This window comes from Rickettsia akari str. Hartford, from assembly GCF_000018205.1.
In the GTDB taxonomy this organism is placed as follows: domain Bacteria; phylum Pseudomonadota; class Alphaproteobacteria; order Rickettsiales; family Rickettsiaceae; genus Rickettsia; species Rickettsia akari.
The window spans coordinates 272,184-285,830 of record NC_009881.1 but is presented as its reverse complement, the minus strand read 5'-3'; the positions used below and the strand labels follow the sequence as shown (position 1 = coordinate 285,830).

Sequence of the window (13,647 nt, the reverse complement as noted above, 5' to 3'; positions counted from 1 at the left end):
AATGTAAAGAAAGCAAACCTACCTAATTCCGGCGATAGTTGTACAATAAACTCACCTATTTATAATAATTTGTCGAATTAATAATATTTAGTAATTTTAATAAATAATAGCAAATATCAGATAACATGTTAATAAATAAGGCTTGCATAAAATTAAGGAGGAATAGCAATGCATTTGGGTGATATTGAAGAAATTGCCGAACAACTCGAAAAACATTGTAGCAATCAGTATAATGAAAAAATTTCATTATTAAAGCTAGAGAAACTGATTAGAGATTTAAAGGACTTTGAAGATGAAGATGGAAAAGTCGAAGAAGTTACATTAGAAGAAATTTTAGACAAATGTGAAGAATGACGCGAAAAAATTAGAGAAATCGATTAAGTAGCTTTTGAGTTATTTTCAGGCATTTATCAATTAGCTTTATAAAAATATATTATAATCAATAAAAATATAGAAACTGCCTGAAAAAAAACCCTGAAAGTCATGAACTTTGAACTAAATTTCTTATCAAACTTTCCTCCAATAGCCATCGACACTACCCCTATAATAAGAACCAAAACGGTTAAACCAATCGCAATTAACAACCACGTCATAATTTATTACTCAATATATAGTTTCAGACATAAAGATTATATGCTTTTTCTGTTTTAAATCAATTATCTAATTAATATTTGAAATTTAGTTAAAAAATTAATTAATTCTTTATAACAAATAACAATTCTAGGGACACAAACATCTAATTTATCAAATAATAGGTAATTCAGCAATGACTTTAAAAGCAAAAGATATATTAGGTTCTTGCGTTCTTATTAATTTCCGCTTAAAAATATCTAAAAATACAAATAATTTAATTTGCTGCACGCAAGAACCTAGAGTATTTTGAGAAACCTAATCTAAGCTTTCTAAGTTACACTATATATATTATCTATCAGTTTAACAAAAGCACCATTTCCTAAAACATTAGCACAAGTGATTACAGCATCAAACAAGATATAAAGAGCTGTCATCAGAGACATCATATTAGTATTCAAACCTAGATATTGTTCAAGTATAGGGAGCATTACAATAATTCCGCCACCTGGTATAGATGCTACTGAAAATTTTGCCAATACAAAATAAAAAGTAAAAATAAGATAATTAAATAAAGTAGGTTCAGCTAATCCATAACTTTTTAGTATAGCATAAGCCAAAATCGGTACAACGAAACAATTACCAACAAAATGAATATTTACTGTTATTGGTACAACGGTACGAGCAAGTGCTTTATTATTTGTATTATTTTCCGCTCATATTATACTAAGTGGCATACTTATAACACTAGACATTGCAATAAATCCACTTATAGATGCTGGCATCATATTACTGAGGCTAGCTATGAATTCCTTAACTCGAAAGTTACTTAAAATAAAATAAGCAAGAAAGATATAACCAAACTGAGCAAATGCGATTGTGACAAAAATAAACATATAATCTTTAATAATTATACCTAATACTTCATCAAACTGTAGTTTTACGATAAAGCCCATTATAAATAAAGGAATTATATAGATAAACAATCGCAATATTTTTGCAACAAATGCTTCTATCTTGCAAGCCAATCCGCTTGCAATCTCAGCACAAAATTTTGAGGATATAAAGCCTAAGATAATACTACTAAATAGGATTTTATCATTAATATTAGGAAAATTAAGTAACCATAAAAGCTTTAAGCTATTATTTTCTATAGGAGAGATCATTGATAAATCGAATTGATATATGTATATACCTACATAATGACTTATGAAAGTAGAATAAAATTAGACCCACATACTAGTAATAATATTAAGAAAACTATACGTGTTGCATCTTTGGTTAGCATTACAACAGATTTAAAAAGTAAGCCAAAAATAATTAAAGGAAGAAATAATCCAATTATAGATTTAATAGATAGACTTATTGAATATAATAACCTTGTTACTTCTAAACTCATTAGTGGGTTGAATAATATGATAGCTATGATAATAGCCATTAAAATAAGTGGCATTTTACGAAACATAAAACTTACCTAATAATAATTAGTTAATTTAAAGGGGTGGATATACTTAAAAGAAAAATATAGAGATATTGTTACCGGCTTGCACCGGTTGTAGTAGTACAGCAAGACTGGAAAGTTAATATTTGCATATTCATAAATTCAATATACGGTTATTATAGAGAGCAAAATTAGTGTTGCAATAATTTTCTAGAAGTTCTTTAGGAGGTATTGCTAATTAAAAGCAGAGTAGTTAATAAATTAACTTTATTGCGAAAAAAATTACAGAGTAAGTGGACGCGACAATCGCAGAAATTTGTTGTTATTTCCTAAGATTGTCTATAGTACCGAACATTTTTTAAAAAATCCTTAATGTCATCCAAGCGAAAGCAGGACGGCATTGTTGCGTGGTTCAGTTTTTCCAGTGTTATCCCGTAGCTTAACCACGGGATCTATCAAAACAATAAAAATACCAGTATTTTTAACTGGATACAGCGATCAAGTCGCGGTATGACACTGAAACACTTGGAGTCTTTTTACAAAAACAACATAACCATCCAACTTAACAACTACTACCCATCTTCCTCTAACTCACTATCTTCTGCGCTTTCAGAAGTTTCAGCAATTAAAGAGACAGATACGACTTTTTCACCGTCATCTAACTTAAATAGGATTACGCCGCTAGTGTTACGTCCCGTAATACGCACTGACTCAAGTTTACAGCGAATTAACTTACCGCTATTGGTAATCAGCATTAGCTCATCATCTATTTTAACCGGCATAACACCGACGACCAAGCCGGTTTTGTCGTTAATATCCATATTGATTATGCCGCTACCGCCTCGATCGGTAATTCTATAGCCATATGCCGAGCTTCTTTTTCCGAAACCGTTCTCTGTAACTGTTAAGATGAATTCTTCGGAATTTGCCATTTTTAAAATAGAATCTGCAGTCAAAGTTACACCTAACTCTTCGAGGTTAAACTCCTCACCTTTCGCAATCTCAAGCCTTTTTGCCCATGGCACTGTGAAATAAGCATCTCTATCCTCTTTTGTACTGTTAATGCCTTTAAGCACGGTCATAGAAATTACGGAATCCTCCTTAGCAAGTTTCATACCTCGTACCCCGTCGGAAGTACGGCTCTTAATAACACGCAGCGATTCAACAGGGAATCTTAAAGCTTTACCGGCTTTAGTGGCAAGTAAAATGTGCTCGTCTTCTTTACATGGTTTTACGTCTATTAATTTATCATCATCATCAAGCCTAATAGCAATTTTACCGCTCGACTGAATCTTTTTAAAATCTAATAAATCGCTTCTTCTGATATTACCCTTTGCAGTTGCGAACATAATGTTTAAATTATCCCATTCATCCTGATTTTCAGGTAGCGGCATAATATTCGTAATATGCTCATTTTCTTTCAGCGGTAATATATTAACCATTGGTCTTCCTTTACCTTGCGGATTACTTAAAGGTAATTTATACAGTTTTAAACTATAAACCTGACCGATATTTGAGAAGAACAACATCGGAGTATGAGTACTACCGACAAAAATTCGCGTGGTAATATCTTCATCACGCATTGAAAGCCCGGATCTTCCTTTACCGCCTCGTTTTTGTGAACGATAGCTACTTAGAGGTACACGCTTGATATACCCACCAAGCGTTACTGTTACTACCATTTCTTCACGTTGAATTAAATCTTCTATATCTTGATCAAACTCACCGAATTCAATTGAAGTCAGACGAGGAGTCGCAAACTCTTCTTTAACTTTAATTAACTCTTCTTTTAAAATTTCAAGTAATCTCGTACGAGAGCCGAGTATATTAATATATTCTGTGATCTCCGTAGCGAGGTTCTTTAACTCCTCTTCAAGCTTGTTTTTCTCCATAGCGGTTAGACGCTGTAGTCTCATTTCTAAGATTGCCTTAGCTTGCAACTCAGTAAAACTACATTTGTCTTGCTCATTTAACATTGCCTTATCATCAACCAGCTTTACAAGAGGTAGGATCTTTAATGCTTCCCAGCTGCGTGCCATTAATTCTTGTTTAGCTGCATTCGTGTCATTTGCAGCTTTAATAATACGTATTATTTCATCGATATTACTAACGGCAATAGTTAGTCCTAGTAAAATATGTGCTTTATCTCTTGCTTTATTTAGTAAATATATAGTACGGTTAGTAATTACCACTTCTCTAAAACTAACGAAAGCCGCAATTACTTCTTTCAAATTCATCACTTTCGGTAGCCCGTCTTTAAGAGCAAGCATAATAACACCGAAGCTAGTTTGTAACTGCGTACATGCGTATATTTGATTTAAGACTACTTCCGCAACTACGTCTTTCTTTAACTCAATAAAAATCCTTACACCGTTTTTATTCGATTCGTCACGTAAATCACTTATACCTTCTATTCGCTTTTCCTTAACCATTTCAGCAATTTTCTCAACGAGCCTGGCCTTATTTACCATATACGGTATTTCGGTAATAATAATTGCTTGACGGCTATTACCGATATTCTCAATCTCGGCTCGACCTCGCATAATGATACTACCTCTACCGGTAAGATATGCCGATCTAATACCGCTAATACCTAAAATCATTGAACCTGTAGGAAAATCCGGTCCTTTAACGACTTCGAGTAAATCTAATATTTCTATATCATTATTATCTATATATAAACAGCACGCATCGATAACCTCACCAAGATTATGAGGAGGGATATTAGTTGCCATACCGACCGCAATACCTCCACTACCGTTAACCAATAAATTTGGAAACATTGCAGGAAGTACGGAAGGCTCTTTTTCAGAACCGTCATAATTAGGGTTAAAGCTAACAGTCTCTTTATCGATATCCTCTACGAGCTTATGCGAAACTTTGGCCATTCGAGATTCGGTATATCTCATCGCTGCCGCTGCATCACCATCCATCGATCCAAAATTACCTTGCCCGTCGACAAGTGGCAAACGCAAGGAAAAGGCTTGTGCCATACGTACTAACGAATCATAAATAGCACTATCACCGTGCGGATGGTATTTACCCATCACGTCACCAACTATTCTTGCGGATTTTCTATAAGGTTTGCTAGCATGATTACCGGCTTCATGCATGGAATAGATAATTCGGCGATGTACCGGCTTTAAGCCGTCCCGAACATCCGGTATAGCTCTACTTACTATAACGCTCATAGCATAATCAAGATAAGATACTTTCATCTCATCTTCGATATTTACCGGCACTAAATTAGAAGAATATTTATCAGTCACGATTACTTAGCCTTAAATTTAATAAATCATATTTAATTATAGAGACATAATAAATTTCTTTCAAGGATTGCGTGTATTTATAATTGTTACATTGTTTCTAAGCTACCAATGTAATTCCTGCGAAAGCAGAAATCCAGCATAAAGCGAGATAAATCGAACTTTTAATTTCAAAAATTTGTTGTATTTTATACTTTTTCTGGATTCCCGCTTCCGCGGGAATAACATTGAGCCGGTGTGACCAAACCACTTAATAAAACTTATAGGTGATATAATGATAAATTTTAAGAATGTTCTTCTTCCTGATATTTATACCAAAGTTCAGCGTAATAGCCTTTGTGCCGGAGTAAGATTTTATGCTTGCCTCGTTCAACTATATAGACGTTATCTAAAACAATAATCTCGTCTGTATCTATAATAGTGGATAGTCTATGAGCAATGATTAAGAGTAGTATGGTGGGCTAAGATCTCTTTAAGACTTGCTTGAATTAGCTTGTCGGTTTTAGTATCAAGCGAATTTGTTGCTTCATCAAAAACATATAGTGACGGATTTTTGAGTAACGTTCTTGCGATTACAATACGCTGTTTTTCACCGCCCGAAAGCTTCAAACCTCGCTCTCCTACCTGCATCTCACAACCTTCGGGTAGCGTGCTAATAAACTTATGAATATGAGCATTTTTTGAGGCTGCTATAACTTCGTCATAGCGTGCTGCATTATTACCGTATGCGATATTCTAATATATCATCTCATTAAACAATACCGTCTCTTGCGGGACAATTACGATAGATTTACGTAGCGTTCGTTGCGTGACTTCGCGTATATCTTGATTATCTATAGTAATGCTACCACTGTTGATATCGTACAATCTGAACAACAAGCGTGATATAGTCGATTTACCTGCACCGCTACTACCGACTACTGCGAGTGTTTTACTGCTCTTAATCGTAAAGCTTATATTATGCAAAATCAGACGTTCCTGATTATAAGCGAATCTAACATTCTCGAAACTCACTTCACCTTCTTAGATAATTATCTCCTTAGCATCTACCGCATCTTGTACTTCTGCCGGTATATCTAACAGCTTAAACATATCTTCCATGCTGATTAAAGCACTTTTAATCTCTCTATAAGCAAAGCCGCGCATTGAAAGCGGAATTGATAACTGGAACAGGTAAGTATTAATCATAATTAAATCACCGACGGTCATTTTATTCTTATGAACAGCATTTACTGAAAGTATCATTAAAGCCACAAGACCAAGCGAGATAATAACAGCCTACCCTACATTTAAAATCGATAAACTGTTAGTGGTTTTAGTTGAAACTTTTTCATAAATTTGCATTGCTGCATCAAATTTCTGTGCCTCATATTCTTCATTTCCGCAATATTTTACAGTCTCAAAATTCAGTAAACTATCGCTCGCTCTATTATTGGCTGTGTTGTCGCTGTGGTTCATTGCTCATGCAACAGAAATGTGCCAAGTACTGATTTTGAAAGTATAACAAACATAAACTATCATGGTTATTAAGATAGTCACGGCAAACTAAATACCATACACATACCACAAGATCCCGCTTACACGTATTATTTCTACACCTGTTGGAACGATATTAAATAACGACAACCTTATCACCATTTCAATACCTTTAGTACAACTCTCTATTGACATACTTAAGCCACCTGTTTTTCTAGTAATGTAAAAACGCATACTTAAATTATGCATGTGCTTAAAGACATTTAGAGCAACTCAGCGGGTTGCTTGATGCCCTACTTTTGAGAAAAAAATATTTCGTAATTCACTGAAAATTTGAACAAGTATTTTTGTTCCGCCATATGCAATAATAATACCGATAATACCAGAAGGAGCAAAATTTTTATTTAGATCGTCTATTATATATTTATAAACAATCGGAACTAAAATATTTATTACTTTAGCTATGACTCGACAGATAAGATAGGCAACAATACACAGGCGTATATCAAAACCTTTCGACCATAAATAGGGCAGAAGTAGATAGAATGAATTTTTGTGGTTGTTGTGGTTAGGCATTGTTATTCAGTGTCATACCGCGACTTGATCGCGGTATCCAAAAATTTACTTTAAAAATTCTTCGTGTAAATCCTTCAAATCAGGATTACTAGAATTAATTAAATTAAACTCACATTTTTTTTATATTCTTTTAAACGTTTTTCACAACCAATTGCAAGGTTTATATCATTAAACTGCTCAAACTAATTTATCTATATCGTATTTTGTGGTAAAACTTTTTGTGAACTTCTGTTGATGTTGCCAAATACGCCTTATAATTATTAGAAGTCACACCAACATACAACGTACCATTACATTTATTAGAAAGTATATAAACGTAATATTCTTTCATTTTATAACACAAGTTGCTTGTATATTGTTTTGGATCCCGCGGTCAAGCCGCGGGATGACATTTTAAATACTCTTCTTCGGTTGCCCTTCCAGCAACTTATCTAGCCTCCCCTCTTTTTCAAGATCAAATAAATCATCACACCCGCCAACATGCATATTATCTATAAATATCTGTGGAACAGTTCCTTTACCACCGGATTTCTTAATAAATTTTTCTTTCTCTGCCTGAGTCAAATTACTTACTTCAATTTCCTCATAAGCAATATTTTGCTCATCAAGCAATGCTTTAGCTTTTATGCAATAAGGACAACTCACGAGAGTATAAATAATAATTGTGTGTAATATAGCTTTATTCATAATGTTATATTTTTTTGTTAGGTTTTAATATATTATCTTAAACTATAGTTTTTTAAGCAAGTAAAAATGTATGAATCATTTTTCTCTTATCTCAGAATATAAACCGGCAGGCGATCAACCAAAAGCAATAGATGAAATTATAGCAGGATTAAATAGTAAAAAACGCTCACAAATGTTGCTTGGTATTACGGGGTCAGGCAAAACATTTACTATGGCAAATATTATAGAGAGAACTAATCGCCCTACTCTTATAATGGCACATAATAAAACTTTAGCTGCTCAAATTTATTCAGAAATGAAGTCGATTTTTCCAAAGAACGCCGTTGAATATTTTGTCTCATATTATGATTACTACCAACCCGAAGCTTATATAGCACGCACCGATACTTTTATCGAAAAAGATTCATCAATTAATGAACACATTGATTTAATGCGTCATTCTGCTACAAGATCGTTATTAGAGCGTCGTGATGTTATAGTAGTTGCTTCCGTTTCCTGTATTTACGGACTTGGCTCTCCTGATCTATATTACCAAATGACCGTTAATCTAGAACCTGGTAAAAGCTACCCTCGTGATAAACTACTAAATGATTTGATAAATCTACAATATAAACGTAACGATATGGGGTTTGAGCGTGGCTGCTTTAGGGTTAAAGGCGACAACATTGATATTTTCCCCTCACATTATAGTGATAAAGCTTGGCGTTTATCGTTTTTCAGTAATGAACTCGAATATATCCACGAATTTGACCCACTAACAGGTGAAAAACTTGCTAAGCTTGATAAAGCTATAGTCTTTGGTCATTCACACTTTGTGATGCCACAAGATACGGTCAATAATGCCATATCAGGTATTGAGGAAGAATTACAAAAACGCTTAGAGTTCTTAAAGTCGCAAAATAAACTGCTTGAAACTCAAAGGCTAAATCAACGTACTCAATATGATCTTGAAATGTTAACGGAAACAGGCAGCTGTAAAGGCGTTGAAAATTATTCAAGATTCTTTACCGGTCGTAATGCCGGTGAGCCACCACCGACATTATTCGAATACTTGCCGAAAGATGCGTTATTATTTGTTGATGAAAGCCACGTATCCGTACCACAAATTAAAGCGATGTATAACAGCGATCGAGCAAGGAAAGAAGTATTGGTAGAGCATGGGTTTCGTCTGCCTTCTGCTCTTGATAACAGACCTTTAAAATTTGAAGAATGGGAAAAATTTAGACCGCAAACCGTTTTTGTATCGGCAACCCCGGGACCGTTCGAGTTAGAAGAAACCGGAGGCACTGTAGTAGAGCTGATTATCAGACCTACGGGACTGCTTGATCCTGAATGTATTATAAAGCCGGCCACCAAACAGGTTGAGGATTTAATTAGCGAAATTCAAGCCACTGTCGCTAAAGGCTTACGTGTCTTAGTCACCACCTTAACTAAAAAAATGGCTGAAGATTTAACCGCCTATTTGCAGGAACTAAAATATAAAACTTCCTACTTGCATTCTAACGTGCATACTCTAGAACGCATCGAGATTTTACAAGATTTAAGACAAGGTACTATCGATATTTTAGTCGGTATTAATCTATTAAGAGAGGGGCTTGATATCCCTGAATGCGGCTTAGTTGCTATACTTGATGCAGATAAAGAGGGATTTTTACGGTCGGAAGTATCGTTAATACAAACGATCGGAAGAGCTGCAAGAAATAGTGAGGGCAGAGTCATACTTTATGCCGATAAAATGACTAAATCGATCGATAAAGCTCTTAGTGAAACGTTGCGTAGAAGACAAATTCAGCAGGAATATAATGAAAAACACGGCATAATTCCAAAGACTATCAACCGTGCTATTCACGCTTTAGCAACACTTGAAAGAGTCGATAGTAAGTGTGATACAAAACAAGCTCATACTTTATTTGATAACACTGCTAAGTTAAAAGCTAATATCAACAAACTAAACAAAGAAATGCTTAAAGCCGCAAGTAATCTTGAATTTGAACAAGCCGCAAAACTTCGAGATCAGCTAAAAACTCTAGAAGCGGCAGCACGTGAGTTAAGCTAAAACCGATTGTCATCCCGTGGCTTGACCACGGGATCCAGTAAAAAATATAAATATAACAATTTCTTAAAACTAAAAGCTCGATTTATTTCGCTTTTTTCTGGATCCCGTGGTCAAGCCACGGGATGACCCCCAGAAGGTTTTTCTATCCATACAACAACGCACATTAACAACACTTAAAGCTTTTTCTATGATACGGTGATAAGCCGTATTTATTAATAGCTTCTAGATGCTCTTTGGTACCGTAACCGGAATTTTTGTGCCATAAATATTGTGGAAATTTAGCACTTAATTCTAGCATCAAACGATCCCTAGTAACTTTTGCGATAATAGAAGCTGCTGCAATTGATAACGATAAATTATCACCGTTAACTATACTGATAAATCTTTCATCACTAAACTGCATATTACCGTCAACTAAAACTATTTCAGGCTTAACATTAAGATTTGCTGCAGCAATAGAACAAGCTTTTTTAGTTGCCTCTAATATATTGATCTTATCAATTTCGGTGTGGGTAATAATAGCAACTGCCCAAACATAATTACTAGTTATTTGCTCATATAGTAATGCTCTTTTCTTTTTAGAAAGCTTTTTAGAATCCTTAATGCCATGTATAATATTAGCGTTATCTATTATAACGGCACTTGCGACCACCGGACCTGCTAGGGGTCCTCTACCTGCTTCATCTATACCTGCTACAATATAGTTATGATATTTTTTTTCAAAATGTAATAGGTCTACTTCCATAATTGTATTTTTTTAATTTTTAATGTATACTAGCTTAATTTAAAAAATTGATATCGCTGCATGGATTATGTCATTCCAGCTTTCGCAGGCGTGACATAAATGAGCCATACAATAAAACCTAAAATAATATAGAATTTTAAAGTGCAAAATTATTTTCAATTATTAGGACTTCCACAAGATTATGATATTGATTTAAAGATATTAGAAAAGCAATATTTTGCTATGCAGGTAAAATATCATCCCGATAAAGCAAAAACTTTGCAGGAAAAGGAACATAATCTAATTACTGCGGCTGAATTAAATAATGCTTACTCTACTCTTAAAAATGCCTTAAAGCGCGCTGAATATATGCTGCTTTTACAAAATATAAATTTAAATGACGAAAAAACACGTAGTGTACTTTCGCCGCTAGAATTAAGCATATTTTGGAATGAAATGGAAATAATCGAAAATACTACCTTATTTAGTGATTTAGAAAAAATAAAAGATAAGTATGAATTAATGCAAAAGCAAGAAATTGATTCTTTAAAACAAGCTTTCAAAGAACAAAATCTATCAGACGCAACTATAAAAACTAGCAAGCTTAAATATATTGGGACGTTGCTGCATAAATTGCAAAAAAAAATAAAATCATGCAAATAATAGAAATTAGGGAACCGGAGCAAACTGATTTTAAGCAAAAACAGCAAATCGCAGTCGGTATCGATTTTGGTACTACTAACTCATTAATAGCTATTGCAACTGATAGAAAAGTTAAAGTTATTAAATCTATAGATGATAAAGAAATAACCCCAACTACTATAGATTTTACAAGTAACAATTTTACTATAGGTAATAATAAAGGACTCCGGTCTATTAAAAGACTATTCGGTAAAACATTAAAAGAAATTCTGAATACTCCAGCACTTTTTTCGTTAGTTAAAGATTATTTAGACGTAAATAGTAATGAGCTTAAGCTAAATTTTGCCAATAGAAGGATAAGGATTTGTGAAATTGCAGCAGAAGTTTTTATTTACCTAAAAAATCAAGCAGAAGAGCAATTAAAGACTCACATAACTAAAGCAGTTATAACCGTACCTGCACATTTTAACGATGCAGCAAGAGGCGAAGTAATGCTTGCTGCTAAAATAGCAGGTTTTGAAGTATTAAGGCTCATTGCCGAACCTACTGCAGCTGCCTATGCTTACGGCTTAAATAACAACCAAAAAGGTTGTTATTTAGTATATGACCTAGGCGGCGGCACTTTTGACGTATCTATTCTTAATATACAAGAAGGTATTTTTCAAGTTATAGCAACAAGCGGCGATAATATGCTTGGTGGCGACGATATAGATGTAGTAATTACACAATATCTTTGTAATAAATTTGATTTACCTAATTCTATCGATACTTTACAACTTGCAAAAAAAGCAAAAGAAACTTTAACATACAAAGATAGTTTTAATAATGATAATATATCAATTAATAGGCAAATATTAGAACAATTAATTTTACCTTTAGTAGAATACACTATCAATATAGCTCAAGAATGTTTAGCACAAGCAGGAAATCCAAATATAGACGGAGTTATTTTAGTAGGAGGTGTAACACGCATTCCTTTAATAAAAGACGAATTATATAAAGCATTTAAAGTAGATATTCTATCAGATATTGATCCTGATAAAGCAGTTGTATGGGGAGCTGCATTACAAGCAGACAATTTAATAGCACCACATACAAATTCATTATTGATTGATGTAGTACCTTTATCGCTGGGTATGGAATTATATGGAGGTATAGTTGAAAAAATCATTATGCGTAATACTCCGATTCCTATTGCGGTAGTAAAAGAATTTACGACTTATGCCGATAATCAAACCGGTATACAATTTCATATATTGCAAGGTGAACGTGAAATGGCTGTCGATTGCCGCAGTTTAGCCAGATTTGAGTTAAAGGGACTTCCTCCTATGAAAGCAGGAAACATTAGAGCTGAAGTGACTTTTGCTATTGATGCAGACGGTATATTATCCGTTTCTGCTTATGAGAAAATCAGCAATACATCACATACTATAGAAGTAAAACCAAATCACGGTATTGATAACACAGAGATTGATATTATGTTAGAAAATGCTTATAAAAATGCTCAAATAGATTATACTACAAGATTATTACAAGAAGCAATAATTGAAGCAGAGGCTTTAATCTCTAGCATAGAGGGTGCTATGGCAGAATTAACAACTTTATTATCGGAAAGTGAGATATCTGTAATTAATTCTTTATTAGATAATATAAAAGCAGCTGCAAAAGCTAGAGATCGGATCTTAATTAATAATTCTATTAAAGAGTTTAAATCCAAAATAAATAAATCTATGGATACAAATCTTAATATAATAATTAATGGTGTACTAAAAGGCAAAAATATCAATCAAATTCAATAATCTCAGTTATATAAAATATTATATATCATCGAACTAATTTAGATAAGGAAAAATAAGCAGAATGTCAGGAAAAATAAAAGTAACATTTATTATAAATGATGGAGAAGAAAAAACAGTAGAAGCACCGATAGGGCTTTCTATTTTAGAAATTGCCCATAGTAATGATCTAGATCTTGAAGGAGCTTGTGAAGGATCGCTTGCTTGTGCTACTTGTCACGTTATTTTAGAAGACGAATTTTACAACAAATTAAAAAAACCTACGGAAGCAGAGGAAGATATGCTTGACTTAGCCTTCGGTCTTACCGATACTTCTAGATTGGGATGTCAAATTATTTTAACCGAAGCGTTAGACGGAATAAAAGTACGCCTTCCTTCTGCTACTCGTAATATAAAATTATAATGGATTAAAA

Annotated in this window: 10 protein-coding genes and 3 pseudogenes; 6 read left to right on the top strand and 7 right to left on the bottom strand. The window is 33.7% G+C overall.

Annotation, left to right across the window (positions count from 1 at the left end):
• Positions 1 to 168: 168 nt before the first annotated feature.
• Positions 169 to 354: a Fe-S cluster assembly protein IscX gene (locus tag A1C_RS01385; protein ID WP_012149256.1), complete on the top strand. Its 186-nt coding sequence runs from the start codon at positions 169 to 171 to the stop codon at positions 352 to 354.
• Positions 355 to 410: 56 nt separating this feature from the next.
• On the opposite strand, the gene A1C_RS01380 is transcribed toward A1C_RS01385, so the two are convergent.
• The 3 genes and pseudogenes from A1C_RS01380 to A1C_RS08380 form a co-directional block, all read right to left on the bottom strand.
• Positions 411 to 593 carry a twin transmembrane helix small protein gene (locus tag A1C_RS01380; RefSeq protein WP_012149255.1) on the bottom strand — a complete coding sequence of 61 codons (183 nt, stop codon included), beginning with the start codon at positions 591 to 593 and terminating at the stop codon, positions 411 to 413.
• 129 nt (positions 594 to 722) lie between these two features.
• Positions 723 to 861, bottom strand: a pseudogene (locus tag A1C_RS08385) (peptide deformylase); the annotation flags it as partial.
• A 41-nt stretch (positions 862 to 902) separates the two neighbouring features.
• Positions 903 to 1,736: pseudogene (locus A1C_RS08380) on the bottom strand (cation:dicarboxylate symporter family transporter).
• 36 nt (positions 1,737 to 1,772) lie between these two features.
• On the opposite strand from A1C_RS08380, the gene A1C_RS01355 reads away from it, so the two are divergent.
• The gene (locus A1C_RS01355) at positions 1,773 to 2,048 is read left to right on the top strand and encodes a hypothetical protein (protein ID WP_012149253.1); all 276 of its coding nucleotides are present in this window, start codon (positions 1,773 to 1,775) and stop codon (positions 2,046 to 2,048) included.
• 535 nt (positions 2,049 to 2,583) lie between these two features.
• Here the strand turns inward: A1C_RS01355 and gyrA are convergent.
• From gyrA to grxC, 3 genes and pseudogenes are all read right to left on the bottom strand, one after another.
• Positions 2,584 to 5,280: a DNA topoisomerase (ATP-hydrolyzing) subunit A gene (gyrA, locus tag A1C_RS01350; RefSeq protein WP_012149252.1), complete on the bottom strand. Its 2,697-nt coding sequence runs from the start codon at positions 5,278 to 5,280 to the stop codon at positions 2,584 to 2,586.
• Positions 5,281 to 5,561: 281 nt separating this feature from the next.
• A pseudogene (locus A1C_RS01345) lies at positions 5,562 to 7,329 on the bottom strand (ABCB family ABC transporter ATP-binding protein/permease).
• A 393-nt stretch (positions 7,330 to 7,722) separates the two neighbouring features.
• Complete coding sequence (grxC, locus tag A1C_RS01340) at positions 7,723 to 8,016, bottom strand: glutaredoxin 3 (protein ID WP_012149251.1); 294 nt, start codon at positions 8,014 to 8,016, stop codon at positions 7,723 to 7,725.
• 70 nt (positions 8,017 to 8,086) lie between these two features.
• Between grxC and uvrB the strand changes: the two genes are divergently transcribed.
• A complete protein-coding gene (gene uvrB, locus A1C_RS01335; protein WP_012149250.1) occupies positions 8,087 to 10,072 on the top strand; it encodes an excinuclease ABC subunit UvrB in 1,986 nt (661 codons plus the stop codon).
• Positions 10,073 to 10,235: 163 nt separating this feature from the next.
• Here the strand turns inward: uvrB and A1C_RS01330 are convergent, their stop codons facing one another.
• Positions 10,236 to 10,817, bottom strand: coding sequence for a ribonuclease HII (locus A1C_RS01330; RefSeq protein WP_012149249.1), 582 nt, complete (start codon positions 10,815 to 10,817; stop codon positions 10,236 to 10,238).
• 141 nt (positions 10,818 to 10,958) lie between these two features.
• Between A1C_RS01330 and hscB the strand changes: the two genes are divergently transcribed.
• The 3 genes from hscB to A1C_RS01315 all read left to right on the top strand — a co-directional run bounded on the left by hscB (position 10,959) and on the right by A1C_RS01315 (position 13,637).
• The gene (gene hscB / locus A1C_RS01325) at positions 10,959 to 11,459 is read left to right on the top strand and encodes a Fe-S protein assembly co-chaperone HscB (RefSeq protein ID WP_012149248.1); all 501 of its coding nucleotides are present in this window, start codon (positions 10,959 to 10,961) and stop codon (positions 11,457 to 11,459) included.
• Entirely contained in the window at positions 11,450 to 13,237 is a 1,788-nt protein-coding gene (gene hscA / locus A1C_RS01320; RefSeq protein WP_012149247.1) for a Fe-S protein assembly chaperone HscA, read from the top strand. The genes hscB and hscA overlap by 10 nt, the downstream gene beginning before the upstream one ends.
• A 61-nt stretch (positions 13,238 to 13,298) precedes the next feature.
• Positions 13,299 to 13,637, top strand: coding sequence for a ferredoxin family 2Fe-2S iron-sulfur cluster binding protein (locus A1C_RS01315; protein ID WP_012149246.1), 339 nt, complete (start codon positions 13,299 to 13,301; stop codon positions 13,635 to 13,637).
• Positions 13,638 to 13,647: the final 10 nt, after the last annotated feature.